The following is a 17,551-nucleotide window of genomic DNA, read 5'->3' on the forward strand; positions in this document are numbered from 1 at the left end:
CTACCGCGACGCGCTTGCTGCCCATGCCTGCGGATCGTCGCTCCGGGCGATCAGTGCGAGACCGTAGGCAATTGACTCCAGCTGGTCGCCGGTTTCGATGCGGGTTGGGTCAAATCGCTGGTCGAAGATGGCACGCACCGCCGGCACGAACGAAGTGCCACCGGTGAGGAACACGCGGTCGATGTCCTTCGCATCGAGCCTTGCTTCGCCGAGCGCTTCGTCCACCGCATCTTCGATTTTCTGCAGGTCATCGGCGATCCACTGGTCGAAGGCGGCGCGCTCGATGGTGGCGTCCAGCGCGAGGTCGTAGCCGAGCCCTGTCGCGCGAAATGCCAGCGTCGCTGACGGCGCATTCGACAGAGCGGCTTTCGTATCTGCCACCGCCTTGTAAAGCGGATAGCCGAGGTCGTTTTCGATCAACGCGATGAATTTGCCGAGGCCGTCTCGCTCGATCGCGTAGCGCAGGTATTCGCGCAAGTCGCGCAGCACCGCAGGCGACTTCATCAGCGCGAGCTGGTTCCACTGTGCAAAGCGATGATGGAAATGCGTCGGCACTTCGAGAATCTTGTCGATGCTCCGGTACTTCGCGCGATGACCGAGCTGCGGCAGGATCGCATGTTCGAGGATGCGATAGTCAAACACGTCACCTGCCACCGCCACGCCGGAATGCGCCAGTGGAATCGACTTCAGCGCACCGCCTTTGCCGCTGCCCGGTTCAAAGCGGATGATCGAGAAGTCGCTGGTGCCACCGCCGAAGTCGGCCACCAGCACCGTCGCCGCCTGGGTGAGCCGCTGCGCAAAGAAGTACGCTGCCGCCACCGGCTCGTAGACGTAGAGAATCTCGCCGAAGCCGACGCGCCGGAACGCCCGCTCATAGCGCTCCAGCGCCAGCGCTTCGTTCGGGTTCACGCCGGCGAAGGCGACCGGCCGGCCGGCAACCAGTCGTGGCGGCAAGTCATCAAGCGCACCGCCCGCATGGGATCGCATCTTTTCGATGAACGCTGTCAGCAGATCCTCGAAAGTGAACTTGCGGCCGTGGATGTGCGTCTCGGTGAAAGATCGGCTCGCCGCGAACGTCTTGAACGACTGCAGGAAGCGGCAATCGATCGGGTCATCGATGAAGCGTTCGATCGCCCACGGCCCGGCCTCAAAGCGCAGGTCGTGCGCAGCACCGGTGTCTTCATCCCAGAAGCACATTGCCGAGCGGAAGGTGGCATGGGTATCGCCGGCCAGTGTGAAAGGCAGCGTGCGCGCCACGCCGGGTTGGGTCGAAGCAGCGATCACGGTATTGGTGGTCCCGAAGTCCAGACCAAGCGCGATGGCAGCGGAGGACGACGACGAAGGGGAAGGGCTGGGCATAAAAGCAATACACCGCCCTTCGTCGACGCATGGCGTGACGAACTGGCGATGTGCGGGCTGGCTGGCGGGCTGCGGATTCTACGGCATCGACTGAGTTCACCGACTGATGCAAAACGGTGCATCGACATCAGCATCGGCCCTACACTAGCCGCGTGAACATCGTCTCGTCTCCGCCACCTGCTCCCCCTGCATCGCCACCCGGCCCGGGCGCAACGGTGACGCCCATCGGTACCGGGCGGTCGTGGCTGGCGCGAATGCCGCCGGGGCTGTTCGCCATTCCGTTCGGCCTGCTTGGGCTGGCGGGCGCATGGCGACGGATAGCGGCAGTCAAGTGGGAATACGCCGACGCGATCGCTACGGCGTCGCTGAATGTGGCGACCGGTCTGCTCGAGTTGCTTCTGGTGCTCTGGGTGGTACGCCTGATCCGTTTCCGCGCTGACGTTGCCCGGGATTTCAATCATCCGGTGCAGGGGGCGATGCTGTCGCTGGCACCGCTGAGTGTGATGCTGGCAGTGGCGCTCTGGTCCTCGCCTGGCAGCGCGATGACCGCAGGCGGCTGGGGCGCGCCGATCGTGGCACTGGCGCTGGCGGTGCAGGCGGTGATTGCGGTGCGAGTGGTGTCGCAGGTGGCAACCGGCGGCATCGCGGGTGACACCATGACGCCAGCACTTTATCTGCCGCCAGTAGGCGGTGGGCTGATCGGCGCGATGGCGCTCTCCGCGCTGGGCCATCACGGCTGGGCGGTGCTGCTGTTCGGCATGGCGCTCGGCGGTTGGGCCCTGCTTGAGGTGCGCGTGCTGAACCGGCTGTTCGCCGGGCCGCTGCCGCCACCGCTGCGTCCGACGCTGGGCGTCGAGATTGCGCCGGCGCCGGTGGCCACGCTTACCGCGTCGATCCTGTGGCCTGCGTTGCCGGCTGATGTGCTGTTGATTGGTCTCGGCGTGGCCTGCGGGCCGATCCTCGCGGTGCTGGCGCGCTGGCGCTGGTGGAGCGGCATACCGTTCTCGGCAGGGTTCTGGTCGTTCTCGTTCCCGGTGGCTGCGTTCGCCTCGGCCATTGCCGAGACGGTGCGGCGCGGCGGCTGGCCCCCGGCCGTGGCCTACGCCGCCGCGCTGATCGCGACGGCGCTGATCCTCTTTCTGGCGCTGCGCACCTTGCTGCTGCTGCTGCGCGGACGGCTGATTCCGCCGGGTTGACGCCTCAAGAGCGTAGCAGCTTTTGTGTCAAACAACCGTCTTATCGGGGCTTGGAGGCGATTCAGTGAAAAGTCGACTATTGCCGATTCACCTCGTCAGGTCCGATGAAATCGTCATTTCAACCAAAAGCTGATTGTTCCAGGAAATGGGCCAATGCTGTGTTTCGGCAATCCGCAAACGCGCAAAGCGGGGGCGAATCGCGATGACAGCACCAGTCACTATCCAACTTCGCCGCAGTCTGCTGCTCGTCGTTGCCTTCGCGGCATCCTGTGCCGCAACTGCCGCCGAGGTGAGCGTGCTGGCAGCGGGCGCAGCCAAGGCGCTGCTGCACAGCATCGAAGCGGATTTCACCGACGTGTCGGGCGACCGCCTGCAGGCGCACTTCGACACGGTTGGCGCGCAGCGCGAACGCGTGGAGCGCGGTGAACGGCCCGACGTGGTGATCCTCAGTCAGGCCGCCATTGCACAGCTGGCAAAGCTTGATCTCATTGACCGAGACAGCATTCGCGACATTGGCGACGTGCAGGTGGGGCTCGCGGTGGCCGCATCTGCACCTGCGACGGCGCTGCCAGCGATCAGCAGCGCGGAAGGCCTGCGCGCCACCTTGCTCGCTGCGAAGAGCATCGCCTACGCCGATCCGGCGCGCGGCGCCACGGCGGGCGCGCACTTTGCGACGGTGCTGCAGGCACTGGGCCTGCGCGAGCAACTGGCCGCACGCATCACCGTGCTGCCGTTCGGCGTTGACGTGATCGAGGCCGTCGCCGCTGGTCGCTTTGAGCTCGGCATCAGCCAGTCCAGCGAGATCGTGCAGCACGCCGGCGTGCGCTACGTGGGCGCGTTGCCGGCGCCGTATCGTCTTGCCACGCGCTATCAGGCCGCCGCGCTGAAGGGCCGCACGAATGGCGCCGCATTGCTGCGCTATCTTGCCGGGTCGGCGGGACAGGCGGCAAGCCGCAAGAGTGGCTTTGCTGCGCCCTAGCCGACCGCGCGAACCCGCATTCATCATCGAACAGGCCGACATCACCCATGGATCTCGAACTCAGCAGCAAACACGTTCTCATCACCGGTGGCAGCAAAGGCATCGGCCTTGCCTGCGCGGCGGCGTTTCTGGCGGAGGGCGCGCGCGTTACGCTGGTGTCGCGCAGCGAAGCGCACTTGCAGGCGGCGCAGGCGTCGCTGCGCGCTGCCAACAAGAACGCCATCGTCAACATCATCGCTGCCGACCTGCGCGATGCCGCCGCAGCCGAGCAGATGGTGGACGTCGTCGAACGTGACTTTGGCGTGGTGGACGTGCTAGTCAACAGCGCCGGCGCCGCCAAACGCACGCCCGCTGCCGAGCTCACCGCTGCCGCGTGGCACGACGCCATGCAGGCCAAATTCTTCACCTACATCCATGTCACCAACCCGCTAATCAAGCGCATGGGCGACCGCGGCAGCGGCGCCGTAGTCAACGTGATCGGCTCCGGTGGCAAAGTCGCCGCCGTCACCCATCTCGCGGGCGGCGCCGCCAATGCCGCACTGATGCTCGCCAGCGCCGGGCTCGCCGCCGCATATGCCGGCAAGGGTGTGCGCGTGAACGCGGTGAACCCCGGCCGCACCTTCACCGAACGCCTCGCCGAAGGCATGCAGGCTGAAGCGCGCCAGCAGGGTGTCAGCGTGGAAGAAGCCATCGCGAAAGCCAACAAGAGCCTGCCGCTCGGCCGCTTCGCCAAACCCGAAGAAATCGCCGACGCGGTCGTCTACCTTGCGTCAGCCCGCGCCAGCTACATCAACGGCGCGCTGGTGGCGATGGATGGCGCGCTGACGCCGATGGTGGTGTAGCGCGTCACATCCGTTCGTGGTGAGCCTGTCGAACCATGAACGCGCGACAAAGTCACTCGTAGCCTCAATTCCGCAACGCTCGATCGCAGCTACATCGACACGAGTAGGTCGGGACGCTTGCGGTCTGGACGGTCGCGAACTCAGCGCTTGGTTCCGTAGGGTGGGCAACTCGTTGCCCACGCGTCGGCGTTAGATCAGCTAGTGCCCGATCCCCCGCGCCATCAGCGCCGCGCAGATCATCACGCCGGAGAGCGCGTGCAGCTCCCACACCACCAGCTTGCGCGTGGTCAGCCACTCTGCGGCGTCGGGCAAGGCGCCAGTTGCCCGCAAGGCGCGTGACCAGCGGATGAAGCGAATAGTCGGCGGCACCGACAGCAACCCGGCCAGCGCAAACAAACCAACCTTCAACCAGAACACCGGATTGCCGGTGTAGAACGCGTAGCCCTTCGCGCCATAGATCACGCGCAGCGCACCGACGATCAGCAGCCCCACCGCTGCAATGCCGTAGAACAAATCAATCTTGGCAATGCGCGGCAACACATCCGCCGACGGCGGCCCGCGCAAGATCGCCCACTCCGCCATGATCAGACCGACCAGGCCGAACGCGAACAGGTGATGGAAGATGGCTAGCAGGGCGTCGGTGGTCATGATGCGCTCTTGTCGGCAGGGGACGGGGTATCAATCATCGCAGCCAATTGGCCCGCAATCAATTGCGCCCAGTCCGGCGCATTGCGGTGTTTGTGAACATCCTGCCTCGCCGCGTGCGCCAGCCACACCCAGTTGATGACGGACTTATCACTAGTCGAATCTCCGAACACAATCAGACGCGGGTGACGCTCACCCGCCATCACTGCCCCTAGAGGCGCGGCACGTTGAACTGCTTGCGCAGGTACGCGGCGCGAGCCTCAGCGGCGCGAACTTCCGCAGCAAACCGCCCCTTTGCCTGCTCGGCGGCCGCCGCGCGCTTCTCACCGGCAACACGCGCCACATCGGCCATCACCTCCGCAAGCTCGGCATCGGTGGGTTCGCATTCAACGGCCAAAGGATCAGTGCCTGGCATTTGATCGGTAGACATGCTGAACGCTACTCGTGGACGATGAGCGGATAGTAGCGCAGCGCGTGGTACGGCGAGCGTTGGCGACAAGCTGATACGAGACGGCTTTGTTCGTGCGGTAAACCTCACACAATGGGCTAGTAAGTGAGATATCACCCTTTCAATATGTTGGCTGCTGACATATCGGAGATAATTCGCCGAAATGAACAGGAAAGCGGCACTCGGAATTTACGCCTTGCACGAAGCTGAAAGGCTTACGGGCGTGAAGGCGCGTTCGCTCCGTCGGTGGCTTTTTGGGTATTCGTATGCGAGCCGTCTTGGTCGCGACGGCAAAAATTTTTCAGCGCCTTTGTGGCGATCTCAATATTCCAGCGAAACTTTTTCCGAGCCAGTAGTCGGTTTTCATGATTTGCTTGAAGCTCGTGTTGTGGGCGAGTTTGTGAAGGCGGGCGTTCCCTTAATTGTTATTCGTTCTTGCCTGCAGTCAGCGCGTGACCTATTTGGTATCGATTACCCATTTACCGCGCATAGATTTTTGACTGATGGTCGCACCATCTACCGCGATGCTCTGAAAAGTGCAGAAGACGGGGCTCTGTTGAATCTAAAGAGCCGCCAATTTGCCTTTGGATCTGTAATCAGACCTTCGCTTTACGCTGGTATCGAGTACAGCGGCACTGCGGCTCGCAGGTGGTTTCCCGATGCGAGAGTGAAATCAATTGCGCTTGATCCGACTATTGCATTCGGAAAGCCACACGTTGTGGACGTTGGCGTACCGACCGGTGCTGTTTACTCAACCTATCTGGCAGAAGATAAGGATGCAGTGCGCACAGCGAAGATCTTGGAGATCGATAGGCGACAAGTTGAATCTGCTGTTCGATTTGAAGAACGACTGGCGGCTTGAAATTTCTCGTTGACAACAATCTTCCGCCAGCGCTCGCACGAGCGCTAGACGCGCTTTCGCGCGACAGCGACTTACCGGTTGATTGTGTTGTTGCTTTGCGAGACCGTTTTGCCCCGAATACGATTGATGTTGAGTGGATGTCTGAGCTTGCTGCGGAGGGCGGTTGGAACGTTGTCTCAACGGATAACTTCCGAAAAAGCAACGCGGAACGTGAGCTGCTGCGTCGTGAGGGGTTCAACGTATTCGTCTTGCAAAGAGCTTGGTCAAGTCAGCGATATTGGCAAAAGTCTGCCCAACTGGTGATGTGGTGGCCCAAAATTGTTGATTACGCACGTAACAGTCAAAAGGCGGCCGTAAGAGTACCTTGGCGACACACTGGCAAGTTTGAGCAAATTCGCCTCTAGCCGTCACATACTCCTCCGATACTGCCCCCCCACCTCAAACAGTGCGTCGGTGATCTGACCTAGCGAGCAGACCTTCACGGCCTCCATCAGTTCGGCGAAGACGTTACCGCCGTTGATGGCGGTTTGTTTGAGCTTGGCGAGGGCGGCGGGAGCGGCGCTGGCGTGTTTGGTGTGGAAATCGGCCAGGCGCTTCAACTGGCTCTGCTTTTCTTCGTCGGTGGAGCGGGCGAGCTCCAGCGTCTCGGGAACCGCATCGCCATGCGGGTTGCGGAAGGTGTTGACGCCGATGATCGGGTACGAGCCGTCGTGTTTCTTGTGCTCGTAGAACATGGACTCTTCCTGAATCTTGCCGCGCTGGTAGCCCGTCTCCATCGCGCCGAGCACGCCGCCGCGCTCGCTGATGGCTTCGAACTCGCGCAGCACGGCCTCCTCAACGAGGTCGGTCAGTTCGTCGATGATGAACGCACCCTGATTCGGGTTCTCGTTCTTGGCCAGGCCCCATTCGCGGTTGATGATGAGCTGGATCGCCATTGCGCGGCGCACTGATTCCTCGGTGGGCGTGGTGATCGCTTCGTCAAAGGCGTTGGTGTGCAGTGAGTTGCAGTTGTCGTAGACGGCGATCAGCGCCTGCAGCGTGGTGCGAATGTCGTTGAACTGAATCTCCTGCGCATGCAGGCTGCGGCCACTGGTCTGGATGTGATATTTGAGCTTCTGGCTGCGGTCGTTGGCGCCGTATTTCTCACGCATCGCCACCGCCCAGATGCGGCGCGCCACGCGGCCGAGCACGGTGTATTCCGGGTCCATGCCGTTGCTGAAGAAGAACGACAGGTTCGGCGCGAAGTCATCAATGTGCATGCCGCGGGCGAGGTAGGCCTCCACAAACGTGAAGCCGTTCGACAGCGTGAACGCGAGCTGCGAGATCGGGTTGGCCCCGGCCTCGGCGATGTGATAGCCGCTGATCGACACCGAGTAGAAATTGCGCACCTTGTTCTGCACAAAATACTGCTGGATGTCACCCATCACCTTGAGCGAGAACTCGGTCGAGAAGATGCAGGTGTTCTGGCCCTGGTCTTCCTTCAGGATGTCCGCCTGCACCGTGCCGCGTACGTTCTCCAGCGTCCACGCCTTGATCTTGGCCAGCTCGTCGTCGGTCGGTGGCCGGCTGTTGTCAGCACGGAACTTGGTGAGCTGCTGCTCCATCGCGGTGTTCATGAAGAACGCGAGGATCGTCGGCGCCGGGCCGTTGATGGTCATCGACACCGACGTGTTCGGCGCACAAAGGTCAAAGCCGTCGTAGAGCACTTTCATGTCCTCGACGGTGGCGATCGACACGCCCGAGTTGCCCACCTTGCCGTAGATGTCGGGGCGGATCGCCGGGTCGTTGCCGTACAGCGTAACGCTGTCGAACGCTGTGGACAGGCGCTTGGCAGGCATGCCCTCAGATACTTTCTTGAAGCGGCGGTTGGTGCGGAAGGCATCGCCCTCGCCCGCGAACATGCGCGTCGGGTCCTCGTTCTCACGCTTGAAGGCGAACACGCCCGCCGTGAACGGGAAGCTGCCGGGGACGTTTTCCTTCAATTGCCACTTGAGGATTTCACCCTCGTCCTCGTAGCGCGGCAGCACCACCTTGCGGATTTTGGTGCCGGAGAGTGACGTGTAGGTGAGGCCGGTGCGAATTTCCTTGTCGCGGATCTTCACGATGTACTCGTCGCCAGTGTAGCTGGCGACGGTTTGTGGCCACATATCGAGGAGCTTCTTGGCGCGCGGGTCGAGCGCCTGCGTCTTGTGTTCGATCAGCGTGTCGATGGTCGCCGGTACGGCGTCCTTGCACTCGATCAGCATGCGCTTTGTGGCGGCAAGCTGCTGCCGTTCCCGCGCAATCCGCGCCTGGCCGTCCGTCCAGCGGTGATAGCCGCGTACCGTGTCGGCAATCTCGGCAAGGTAGCGCGCGCGCGGGGCTGGCACGATGGCATGCGTCTGCGAGGACGCATGCGTGGTGACCGGCGCCAGCTTGCCTGCCGCCAGTTTCAAAGCGCCTTTCGACTTTGCCACCAGCACTGGAGCGACCGCTTGATACAGCGCCGTCACGCCGTCATCGGCGAAGCGGCTGGCCATGGTGCCGAACACCGGCATCTGGTCTGGCGAAGTGTTCCACGCCTCCTTGTTGCGCTGCACCTGCTTGCGCACGTCACGCAGCGCATCCTGCGCGCCCTTGCGGTCGAACTTGTTGATGGCAACGAAATCCGCGAAGTCGAGCATGTCGATCTTCTCGAGCTGGCTGGCAGCACCGAACTCGGGGGTCATTACGTAAAGCGTCGCGTCAACATGCGGCACGATGGCTGCGTCGCCCTGACCGATGCCGGAGGTTTCGACAAAGATCGCGTCGAAGCCGGAGAGCTTGCAGGCTGCGATGGCGTCTGGCAGCGCTTTCGAGATTTCCGAACCACCGGAATCGCGCGTCGCCAGTGATCGCATGTAGACGTTGCCGTGATTGATCGCGTTCATGCGGATGCGATCGCCCAGCAGTGCGCCGCCCGATTTGCGGCGCGACGGATCGATCGAAATGATGGCGATCTTCAGCGCGTCGTTCTGGTCAATGCGGAAGCGGCGTACCAGCTCGTCGGTGAGTGAGGACTTGCCGGCACCGCCGGTGCCGGTGATGCCCAGCGTGGGCGTGGTCTTTGTCGCGACGGCATCGTGCAGCGCTTTCAGTGTGGCGGCGTCCACGGCGCCTGCTTCGAGCAAGGTGACCCAGCGGGCCAGCGCGTTGCGATCGCCGGATTTCAACGCATCAAGCGTCAATGGCTTCTCGGCGAGGTTCTGGTCGCAGGCGGCGATCATGTCGTTGATCATGCCCTGCAATCCGAGCCTCGCGCCGTCCTCGGGCGAGAAGATGCGCGCTACGCCGTAGGCATGCAGCTCCTTGATCTCCGCCGGCACGATGACGCCACCGCCACCGCCGAACACCTTGATGTGGCTGGCGCCGGCCTCCTTCAGCATGTCGATCATGTACTTGAAATATTCGACGTGCCCGCCCTGATAGCTGGAGAGCGCAATGCCGTGGGCGTCTTCCTGCAACGCGGCGTCGACTACCTCTTTCACGCTACGGTTGTGGCCGAGATGGATGACCTCGCAGCCGGAGCCCTGCAGGATGCGGCGCATGATGTTGATCGACGCATCGTGCCCGTCAAACAGACTGGCCGCAGTGACAAAGCGCACCTTGTTCTTCGGTTTGTAGACGAGATGCTTGGTGTCGAGATTGGACATGCGTTCCTCCATCGGCCCGGCTCGGCCCGTTTGCCCGAAATTGTCGCAGAAAACCGGCACAAGTTGACGTTAACGTCAACTTGTGTGGACGCTGCCGCTTGCGTATCGTGCGGTTCGCAGCCTGATCGAACTTGATCGATGTCAGGGTATGCGCCAGGCCACAGTGGACGCCGTGGCTCACCACACGGATCGTTGTTCTACGTCAATGGGCAACGCCCGCAGTGGGGCCACATTACGCCCTGTACCAATAACTCATCGCAACAGGAGTCCTCCATGTTCAAGAAGATTTTGATCCCCGTCGATGGCTCTGATCTCTCGCTGCGGGCGGCCGCAACCGGTGTTCAGCTCGCCAAGGAAGTGGGTGCACAGGTGGTGTTCCTGCATGGCATGGCGCCGTATATCGCGCCCTATGCGGCCGAGATTTCGATGGTCGACGACAAGACGCAGATCGCGTTTGAGAAAAGCGTCACGGACGGCAGCAGCAAGATGCTTGCGGACGCCAAGAAGATTGCCGACGCGGCAGGTGTGGCCTGCGAGACGGCCCATGCCGTCAGTTCACGTCCCGAGATGCTCATCGAGAAGACCGTCCATGACAAGGGTTGCGACCTGGTGGTGATCGCCACACACGGACGCGGTGCGGTCGGCCGCTTCGTGATGGGCAGCGTGACCAGCCGTCTGCTGCCGATTTCGTCCGTGCCGGTGCTGGTTTACCGCGACGCCACGATGGCGAAAGACGCCTAGATTCCCGTTCATCCGGCGCGATTCCATCGCGCCGCCCACGGCCCGCGCCGGACTCCGCGGGCCACCCCCTCTGCATCCACCTCACGGAATGGTTGTTACAAACCGTTACCGAGCGTTCATCAATGGTTTGCAGACGGCGGAGATAGTTGATTCATGCCAGATCGGTATGCAATCAGGAGTCAGTCATGCAGTCACACATTCAACCAGTCACGCAGCAGTTCCGCGTCGGTAACACGGGTCTGATGGCTGCCTCACGCAACGCGTCGCGCGACGCCGTGCTGGAGCAGGTTGTCGCTCTCGGCCGTGCCCGCGTCGTTACCGAAGGCACAGCGATCCATCGTGCCGGTGATCCTTTCCGTTCAGTCTTCTTTGTCAAATCGGGTGCCGCCAAGCGGATGCTGATCCAGGAAGACGGTCGTGAGCAGATTCTCGGCTTCCCGATGCCGGGCGACATCGTTGGCATGGAAGCGATTGACGCCGGCGTACACACGACGACGGTGATTGCACTTGACCTCTGTGCCGTGGTGGAAATTCCGTTTGAAGCCATCGAGGCGCTTGCGGCAGAAAACCCGGCTGTGTCCCGCTTCCTGTATCACCGCATGAGTGCTGCGCTGCGTGACGAGCACGGCTGGCTGGCTGCGCTTGGCCTGCTCAATGCCGACGAACGCGTCGCTGCGTTCCTGCTTGATCTGTCGCAACGCTTCTCGGCGCGTGGTTTCTCGGCCCGCCGCTTCATGTTGCGCATGACGCGTGCCGAAATCGGCAGCTTCCTTGGTCTGACGCTGGAAACTGTCAGCCGCGTGTTCTCGCGCTTCCAGAAGCTTGGTTTGCTCAAGGTGACACGTCGCGACATCGAGTTGCTCGACATGGACGCGCTGGCATCACTGGCGCATTCGCAAACGATGAACTGATTGTTGACCCCGGCAACTGTGCTGCCGGGGCTGACTACCGCTTGCCGTCGGGCTCGTCTGACAGCACTTTGCGGACCGCCTGTCCAAGCTGGTCGCGAGAGTAGGGCTTGCGCAGAAAGGCGATTTCGTCATTGAGTCCGAGCTGCAGCGGCAGCGCACTCTTTGCGTAGCCTGAGGCGTAGAGCACACGCAGGTCGGGCTTGATTTTCTGCAGTGACGCCGCAACGCGCGGGCCGGTTTCATCGCCTTGCAGGACGACATCAGTGAACAGCAGTGCGATGTCCGGGTGCGCGCGCACTCGGGTGCTCGCCGTGCGACGGTTGGTCGCAGTGAATGCGCGATAACCCAGGGACTGCAGGAAGCGCACGGCAACCGCCAGGACATCGGGATCGTCCTCGACCACCAGCACTGTCTCGTTGCCAGCGAGGGAGGCAGTAGCCTTGCGTGATGATGGGTCGCGATGCAGCGATATCCCCTCGGCTACTGGCAAGAACAGATTGATGGTCGTTCCCACACCAATTTCGCTGTATGCGGTGACGTGTCCGGCGCTTTGTTTGGCAAAGCCATAGACCATGCTGAGCCCGAGCCCGCTGCCTTTGCCGACGGCCTTTGTCGTGTAGAAGGGCTCGAATGCACGCGCCAGGGTTTCGCGCGACATACCAGTGCCGGTGTCGGAGACACTGAGCCGTACATACCTGCCAGCCCTCAGATCGTCGGTTTCGTCGGCACCGCCGCCTTCGAGCACCACTTCGCTGGCTTCGATACCCAGCTTGCCACCTGCGGGCATGGCGTCGCGGGCATTGACGGCGAGATTGAGCAACGCCGTCTCCAGTTGTCCGCTGTCTGCCAGCGCCAGCGGAAGCTCGGGATCGGTCGTTACGATGATTTCAATGTTGGGCCCGAGGGTCCTTGCCAGCAGGTCGCGGAATGCCGACAACAGCTCAGGGATGCGTATCGGCGCCGGCAACAAGGTCTGGCGCCGGGAAAATGCGAGCAGCTTGCCGGTGAGCTCTGCACCACGCCGCGCCGCGCGGTGCGCCGAGGCGATGGCACGTTGCGCGAACGGGTCGGGCAGTGCCATGTCTTCCAGGATTTGCAGGTTGCCGGAGATCACCGTCAGCAAATTGTTGAAATCGTGGGCGACACCACCGGTCAGCTGGCCGAGCGATTCAAGCCGTTGCGACATCAAGAGCTTGTCTTCAACTTCCGCACGTTGCAACGCGTTGGAGGCGATGTTGGCGATCGCTTCAAGAAAAGCAATGTCGTCGGTGGCAAAGTGATGTGGTGTGCGCGACGCAGCGACCAGCACGCTATGGTGATCGGCGCGGTCACCGATCGCCGCCAGCATTAGTGAGCGCATGCCGGCGTTGATGAGATCGGGCCAGATACTGATGTTGCTGGTCTGGACATCACCGACCAGTGCTGGCGCTCCCGAGCGCAGAATCGAACCACACAACAATGCGTCGGTATCGGTCACAACAAAACCGAGCAGTGGCGCGGCCAGCGGTCCAGCGGCGCTAGTGCAGGTTGCGGTGTTGGCGCCAGGCGCCTTGCGCAACAGCAGCACCGCATCGGCCGCCAGAGGCGGCGCGGCCAATTGCGTCGCCTGATCGCCAATCGCGTCGAAGTGCCGCTCACGCAGCGCAAGCTGGCTGATCCGGGTGAGCGCCTTCGCCCGCTCGAGCTCGCGCTCCTTCTGACGAGCGAGCAGTCGGTCAGTGACGTCCCGCATGGTCACGATGACCTCGGTGCCCGACGAAGTTTGGGTCGGTGCCAGGGATATCTCGACGGGGAACTCGCGACCACTCAGCTTGATGGCACGCAGCGTGCGGCCGACCCCCATTGGTCGCCGCAATTTCTGTGCAACGAACTGTTCTCGCAGGGGAACATGCGCCCGCCGTGATGACATCGGGATCAGGCGCTCGACCGGAAGCCCGTGCAACTCGCCCGGAGCGGCATCAAGCAGATGTTCGGCCTCCGCGTTGTTGAGCCGGATACGCCCGGCAGCGTCAACTACCAGAATGGCATCGGGCGCAAAGTCAAACAGTGCCTTGTACAGGTCGCCGGGCGCTGGGGCGGCGTTGGGTGCGCGTTTCATCGTTTGTGCGGTGTCGTTGCCAGCATGTAACCGGCGCCACGAACGGACTTGATCAATCGCGGCTCCTTGCCGTTGTCGCCCAGCTTTTTGCGCAGGCGACCGATCTGCACGTCAATGGTGCGATCGAATGGCCCCGCGTCCCGGTGATGTGTCCTCTGCAACAGCTGGTCACGGCTCAGGATGTGCCCTGCCTGTTCCAGCAGGACCAGCAGCAGCTCATACTCACCGGTGGTCAATGTGATCGGGTTGCCGCTGCGGTCGCGCAGCTCCCTGCGCTGGCGGTCGAGCACAAAATTGTCGAAGGCGATGGCATCAGCGGCATTGGTTTCACTCGCAGGGCTGACCGCCGGGGAGGCACCAGCCGCTGACCGGCGGCCAACGCTCCGGATGCGGGCCAACAGCTCGCGCAGCTCAAACGGCTTGGTCACGTAGTCGTCGGCTCCGATTTCGAGTCCGACAACACGGTCGATCATGTCGCCGCGTCCGGTAACCATCAGCAGGCCGCCATGCCAGTCCGCCCGCAGCCGGCGCGCGATGGCGAAACCGTCCTCGGCGCCGAGGTTAACGTCAAGCAGAATGACTTCCGGTGAGTGTTCGGCGATCTGCAGCCGCAGGCCGGCTTCGCTGCTCGCCTCAAACACCGCGATACCCTGTGAACCGAGGTAAGTAGACACAAGATCGCGAATATCTTCGTCGTCGTCGACGACAAGAACGCGGAGCGGCGATGAGCTGTTCAACGGATTGGGCGCAATACAGACGCGGGGAATGCGTCATTATGTCGCGCCGCAGCCGTAACCGGGATGGGCGGTTGCGCTCAGCTACGACTGGACGTTGCCCTAGTTTCGGCCTTTTGCTGGCAGGCCAGGCAGCGCCGGGCTGCGGGGTAGGCCAGCAGGCGCGGGTAGCCAATCGCTTCGCCGCAGGCCTCACAGACACCGTAAGTACCTTCGGCGATTTTTTCCAGCGCTGCGGAGGTGGCGGCAAGCTCGCGGGCATCACGCTCGGCGCGCGCCAGCAGGTCGTCCGATTCGGCATCTGCCGTCGCCCAGTCGGCATCGCTGCCGCCGGTAATTGACGTGTGGGTGCGATCATCGGCGTGCAGTTCGCTATCGAGCGTGGTCTGCAGCTGCCTTTCGTGCTGCTGCAGCAACTGCTTCAGATCATCAATTTGTCTTGTGGTGAGTGCAAACTGCGACATATCATCATTCCTGCCTTGGCCGCGAATGATGTGTCCGCCGCCTTCCGGTTGCCTTGATGGACATCAACACACGCGCGGCTAGCCAACTTTAGCCTTGTGTCCGATGTCGTCACCTGCAAGCTGCGCCGCCGCGCCGGATTCCCTGTTGTCAACGCCGCCGGCTGCGGACGCGGCGTCGTCTGGCGCATTTGGCACGCCCGCGCTGAGCCGCGCATCGTGCGTGGTTGACGTTTTTGACATGCACTGCGCGGCCTGCGCCGTGACGGTGGAACAAGCCCTGCGTGATCAGCCCGGGGTGCAGTCCGCCCGGGTTCACTATGCGACCCAGCGGGCCCAGATCAGCTTTGATCCAGCACAGGTGACGCTGGACAGCTTGCTCCGATGCATTGAGCGCATGGGCTACTCGGCCGATGCGGCCGGTAGCGAGAACCGGGCCGAAATCGTACGCAGGCAGCGGCATCGTCGTATCTGGGGCTTCGGGCTGGCGACCTTCTGCGCCATGCAGATCATGATGCTCACGCTGCCGAGATTCCTTGCAGGAACCGACATTGAACCTGAACTGGCGCCTTTGCTGGACTGGTCGGCGCTGGCGCTGGTGTTACCGGTGATGTGGTGGAGTGCAAGGCCGTTTTACCAGGGGGCGGCCCGCGAGCTGCGGCTACGGCGCCCTGGCATGGATTGCGCCATTACGCTGGGCACCGTGACGGCTTTCGCTGGGTCGGTGTGGCATCTGCTGGCCAACACTGGCGCGCTGTACTTTGACTCGGTGGCCATGTTTGTTGCCCTGCTGCTTGGCGTGCGCTGGCTGGAGTGGGAGCAGCGCGAACGCAATCAGGCAGTGATCCAGCAGGCCGCTGGCGCGGCTTCCCGTGGCCAGGCCTTGCGTGTGCAGGAGGGGGTTGATGGGGTTCGGATGGTCCCGACAGACGTAGACGCGCTGCAACCGGGGGACCGTGTCTGGGTGCGGACGGGCGAAGCAATCCCTGTGGATGGTCGGCTCGACAGCGAGATCGCCCTCTGCGACGAATCCCTGCTGACCGGCGAGTCCGTGAGCGTCCGTCGTCAGCGTGGCGAAAACGTCGTTGCTGGCGCCATCAATCTGGGCGCGCCGATCACCGTGCGAGCAACCGCCACGGCCGCGACCAGCACCGAACAACGCTTGCTGCTGCTCGCCGACAACGCGACCAAACCCGAGACGCTGGCATTTGCCGACATCGTCGCACGTTACTTCATGCCAGCGTTGCTTTTGCTGGCAATTGGCACCTTTGTCGCGCTGCTGCCGGCGGGCGTTGCCACTGCTACTGAACGCGCCATTGCGGTGCTGATCATCAGCTGTCCCTGCGCCCTGGCGCTGGCGGCCCCGGCTGCGCATGCGCGAGCCTTCTCTGGCCTGCTCGCCCGTGGTGTCGTATTGCGCCGTGCTTCCGCGCTCGAGCGCCTTGCCCGCAGCAACGCCTTCTTGCTGGACAAAACCGGAACGCTGTCCGATCCCGCAGTGGCGCGGGTCAGCGAATTGCGTCCTGGCTATCCGGAACAGCGGGCGCTGACCGTAATCGCTGCGCTGGAGCAGGCAGCCAACCACCCGCTTGCTGTGGCGCTGCGCGGCGCCCATGCATTTGATGTCGTCGTGACTGACGCTGACTGGCAGCCCGGCCATGGTGTTTCCGGGCGCATCGCCGGACGTGCTTACCGGTTCGGTCGGGCGGACTACGTCGGCCTCAATGACGAGTGCTTGCGCAGCGACCGGCGCCTCTGGCTGGCAGACGATGAAGGCGCGGTGTGCGCGCTTGATCTTTCGGAACGACTGCGCGAAGATGCGTCGGCACTGGTGAAGCAGTTGCTGGCGAGCGGGCAGGTGGAACTGCTTAGCGGCGATCATCCGGAACGTGCTGCCGCCGTTGCACGTACCCTGGGCATCGAAGTTTCGGAAGGCAGTGCATCGCCGGAGCGCAAGGCCGCCCGGGTGCAGCGCTTGCGGCAGGAGGGGCGCATAGTGGTCATGATCGGAGACGGTGTCAACGACAGCGTAGGGTTTGCCGGCGCCGATGTTGCCATCGCGGTTCATGGGGCAACCGATGCGGCGAAGGCAAGTGCTGACCTGATTTGCGAGTCACCTGGATTATTGCCGGTTGCGGAGGCCGTCGCCTATGCGCGGCGCGTGGTTCAGGTGGTGCGCTGGAACTTTGGCTGGGCGATTGCCTACAACCTGCTGGCCATTCCATTTGCCATCGCTGGTGCCGTCAATCCGCTGGTTGCCAGCGTTGGCATGGCGGGCAGTTCGGCGATTGTGCTACTGAATGTCATGCGACTCGGCGGTGGTCGGGAGAAATTTTCGGACCCGGCGGTGGCGCGCTGATGGAGTCGCTGTTTATTCTGGTGCCGTTGGCGCTGGTGCTTGCCGTGATCATCGGCGCCGCATTCTGGTGGTCGACCACGTCCGGCCAATTTGACGACCTTGAGCGCCACGGTCGCAGCGTTGTTGAAGATGACGACCGTTAGTCGATGCGCAAAAAAAATGTTGCAGTGCGATTGATTGTCGTCAAAGTCCCTACTTCCAGTCGGGGCTATTGTTTCTGCTTGTAGTAATGCGTCATGAGAATG

The 17,551-nt window shown here is 62.6% G+C and carries 16 protein-coding genes; 9 read left to right on the top strand and 7 right to left on the bottom strand.

Features of this window, described 5'->3' with window-relative positions; translation table 11 throughout:
- Entirely contained in the window at positions 1 to 1,359 is a 1,359-nt protein-coding gene (locus FKL89_RS02310) for an Hsp70 family protein (protein ID WP_156861109.1), read from the bottom strand.
- Positions 1,360 to 1,511: 152 nt separating this feature from the next.
- Between FKL89_RS02310 and FKL89_RS02315 the strand changes: the two genes are divergently transcribed.
- The 3 genes from FKL89_RS02315 to FKL89_RS02325 all read left to right on the top strand — a co-directional run bounded on the left by FKL89_RS02315 (position 1,512) and on the right by FKL89_RS02325 (position 4,376).
- Positions 1,512 to 2,555: an SLAC1 family transporter gene (locus tag FKL89_RS02315; RefSeq protein WP_156861110.1), complete on the top strand. Its 1,044-nt coding sequence runs from the start codon at positions 1,512 to 1,514 to the stop codon at positions 2,553 to 2,555.
- Positions 2,556 to 2,757: 202 nt separating this feature from the next.
- The gene (locus FKL89_RS02320; protein ID WP_162527364.1) at positions 2,758 to 3,534 is read left to right on the top strand and encodes a molybdate ABC transporter substrate-binding protein; all 777 of its coding nucleotides are present in this window, start codon (positions 2,758 to 2,760) and stop codon (positions 3,532 to 3,534) included.
- A gap of 47 nt (positions 3,535 to 3,581) precedes the next feature.
- Positions 3,582 to 4,376, top strand: coding sequence for an SDR family oxidoreductase (locus FKL89_RS02325; protein WP_156861112.1), 795 nt, complete (start codon positions 3,582 to 3,584; stop codon positions 4,374 to 4,376).
- Positions 4,377 to 4,574: 198 nt separating this feature from the next.
- Here the strand turns inward: FKL89_RS02325 and FKL89_RS02330 are convergent, their stop codons facing one another.
- Both FKL89_RS02330 and FKL89_RS02335 read right to left on the bottom strand, forming a co-directional pair.
- Entirely contained in the window at positions 4,575 to 5,024 is a 450-nt protein-coding gene (locus tag FKL89_RS02330; protein ID WP_156861113.1) for a DUF2214 family protein, read from the bottom strand.
- Positions 5,025 to 5,232: 208 nt separating this feature from the next.
- On the bottom strand, positions 5,233 to 5,451 hold the full coding sequence (locus FKL89_RS02335) for a hypothetical protein (RefSeq protein ID WP_156861114.1): 219 nt from the start codon (positions 5,449 to 5,451) through the stop codon (positions 5,233 to 5,235).
- Positions 5,452 to 5,632: 181 nt separating this feature from the next.
- Between FKL89_RS02335 and FKL89_RS02340 the strand changes: the two genes are divergently transcribed.
- Positions 5,633 to 6,331, top strand: coding sequence for a DUF433 domain-containing protein (locus FKL89_RS02340; RefSeq protein WP_156861115.1), 699 nt, complete (start codon positions 5,633 to 5,635; stop codon positions 6,329 to 6,331).
- Positions 6,328 to 6,735, top strand: a complete 408-nt coding sequence (locus tag FKL89_RS02345; protein WP_156861116.1) for a PIN-like domain-containing protein — start codon at positions 6,328 to 6,330, stop codon at positions 6,733 to 6,735. The genes FKL89_RS02340 and FKL89_RS02345 overlap by 4 nt, the downstream gene beginning before the upstream one ends.
- A 3-nt stretch (positions 6,736 to 6,738) precedes the next feature.
- Here FKL89_RS02345 and icmF read toward each other — a convergent pair whose 3' ends face one another.
- Positions 6,739 to 10,002 carry a fused isobutyryl-CoA mutase/GTPase IcmF gene (gene icmF, locus FKL89_RS02350; protein WP_156861117.1) on the bottom strand — a complete coding sequence of 1,088 codons (3,264 nt, stop codon included), beginning with the start codon at positions 10,000 to 10,002 and terminating at the stop codon, positions 6,739 to 6,741.
- Between the two features lie 273 nt (positions 10,003 to 10,275).
- On the opposite strand from icmF, the gene FKL89_RS02355 reads away from it, so the two are divergent.
- Together FKL89_RS02355 and FKL89_RS02360 are read left to right on the top strand one after the other, a co-directional pair.
- Positions 10,276 to 10,743 carry a universal stress protein gene (locus FKL89_RS02355; protein WP_162527365.1) on the top strand — a complete coding sequence of 156 codons (468 nt, stop codon included), beginning with the start codon at positions 10,276 to 10,278 and terminating at the stop codon, positions 10,741 to 10,743.
- A 185-nt stretch (positions 10,744 to 10,928) separates the two neighbouring features.
- Positions 10,929 to 11,654, top strand: coding sequence for a helix-turn-helix domain-containing protein (locus FKL89_RS02360; protein WP_238363467.1), 726 nt, complete (start codon positions 10,929 to 10,931; stop codon positions 11,652 to 11,654).
- Positions 11,655 to 11,688: 34 nt separating this feature from the next.
- Here the strand turns inward: FKL89_RS02360 and FKL89_RS02365 are convergent, their stop codons facing one another.
- The 3 genes from FKL89_RS02365 to FKL89_RS02375 form a co-directional block, all read right to left on the bottom strand.
- Positions 11,689 to 13,752 (bottom strand): ATP-binding protein, encoded by a 2,064-nt coding sequence (locus FKL89_RS02365; RefSeq protein ID WP_156861119.1) that lies wholly within the window; start codon positions 13,750 to 13,752, stop codon positions 11,689 to 11,691.
- Positions 13,749 to 14,489, bottom strand: coding sequence for a winged helix-turn-helix domain-containing protein (locus tag FKL89_RS02370; protein ID WP_156861120.1), 741 nt, complete (start codon positions 14,487 to 14,489; stop codon positions 13,749 to 13,751). Before FKL89_RS02370 ends, FKL89_RS02365 begins: the two co-directional genes overlap by 4 nt.
- A gap of 77 nt (positions 14,490 to 14,566) precedes the next feature.
- On the bottom strand, positions 14,567 to 14,950 hold the full coding sequence (locus FKL89_RS02375) for a TraR/DksA family transcriptional regulator (protein WP_156861121.1): 384 nt from the start codon (positions 14,948 to 14,950) through the stop codon (positions 14,567 to 14,569).
- Positions 14,951 to 15,053: 103 nt separating this feature from the next.
- On the opposite strand from FKL89_RS02375, the gene FKL89_RS02380 reads away from it, so the two are divergent.
- Together FKL89_RS02380 and ccoS are read left to right on the top strand one after the other, a co-directional pair.
- Positions 15,054 to 17,306 carry a heavy metal translocating P-type ATPase gene (locus FKL89_RS02380; RefSeq protein WP_156861122.1) on the top strand — a complete coding sequence of 751 codons (2,253 nt, stop codon included), beginning with the start codon at positions 15,054 to 15,056 and terminating at the stop codon, positions 17,304 to 17,306.
- Positions 17,306 to 17,449 carry a cbb3-type cytochrome oxidase assembly protein CcoS gene (gene ccoS, locus FKL89_RS02385; protein WP_156861123.1) on the top strand — a complete coding sequence of 48 codons (144 nt, stop codon included), beginning with the start codon at positions 17,306 to 17,308 and terminating at the stop codon, positions 17,447 to 17,449. The genes FKL89_RS02380 and ccoS overlap by 1 nt, the downstream gene beginning before the upstream one ends.
- Positions 17,450 to 17,551 lie beyond the last annotated feature (102 nt).

Origin of the sequence: Casimicrobium huifangae (genome assembly GCF_009746125.1) — a bacterium.
GTDB lineage: Bacteria > Pseudomonadota > Gammaproteobacteria > Burkholderiales > Casimicrobiaceae > Casimicrobium > Casimicrobium huifangae.

What these genes read in the sequence shown, in the direction of transcription:
- FKL89_RS02375 (WP_156861121.1), bottom strand. Translation starts at nt 14,950, where the DNA reads ATGTCGCAGTTTGCACTCACCACAAGACAAATTGATGATCTGAAGCAG.
- FKL89_RS02380 (WP_156861122.1), top strand. Translation starts at nt 15,054, where the DNA reads ATGTCGTCACCTGCAAGCTGCGCCGCCGCGCCGGATTCCCTGTTGTCA.
- FKL89_RS02340 (WP_156861115.1), top strand. Translation starts at nt 5,633, where the DNA reads ATGAACAGGAAAGCGGCACTCGGAATTTACGCCTTGCACGAAGCTGAA.
- FKL89_RS02360 (WP_238363467.1), top strand. Translation starts at nt 10,929, where the DNA reads ATGCAGTCACACATTCAACCAGTCACGCAGCAGTTCCGCGTCGGTAAC.
- ccoS (WP_156861123.1), top strand. Translation starts at nt 17,306, where the DNA reads ATGGAGTCGCTGTTTATTCTGGTGCCGTTGGCGCTGGTGCTTGCCGTG.
- FKL89_RS02365 (WP_156861119.1), bottom strand. Translation starts at nt 13,752, where the DNA reads ATGAAACGCGCACCCAACGCCGCCCCAGCGCCCGGCGACCTGTACAAG.
- FKL89_RS02325 (WP_156861112.1), top strand. Translation starts at nt 3,582, where the DNA reads ATGGATCTCGAACTCAGCAGCAAACACGTTCTCATCACCGGTGGCAGC.
- FKL89_RS02335 (WP_156861114.1), bottom strand. Translation starts at nt 5,451, where the DNA reads ATGTCTACCGATCAAATGCCAGGCACTGATCCTTTGGCCGTTGAATGC.
- FKL89_RS02355 (WP_162527365.1), top strand. Translation starts at nt 10,276, where the DNA reads ATGTTCAAGAAGATTTTGATCCCCGTCGATGGCTCTGATCTCTCGCTG.
- FKL89_RS02330 (WP_156861113.1), bottom strand. Translation starts at nt 5,024, where the DNA reads ATGACCACCGACGCCCTGCTAGCCATCTTCCATCACCTGTTCGCGTTC.
- FKL89_RS02320 (WP_162527364.1), top strand. Translation starts at nt 2,758, where the DNA reads ATGACAGCACCAGTCACTATCCAACTTCGCCGCAGTCTGCTGCTCGTC.
- icmF (WP_156861117.1), bottom strand. Translation starts at nt 10,002, where the DNA reads ATGTCCAATCTCGACACCAAGCATCTCGTCTACAAACCGAAGAACAAG.
- FKL89_RS02310 (WP_156861109.1), bottom strand. Translation starts at nt 1,359, where the DNA reads ATGCCCAGCCCTTCCCCTTCGTCGTCGTCCTCCGCTGCCATCGCGCTT.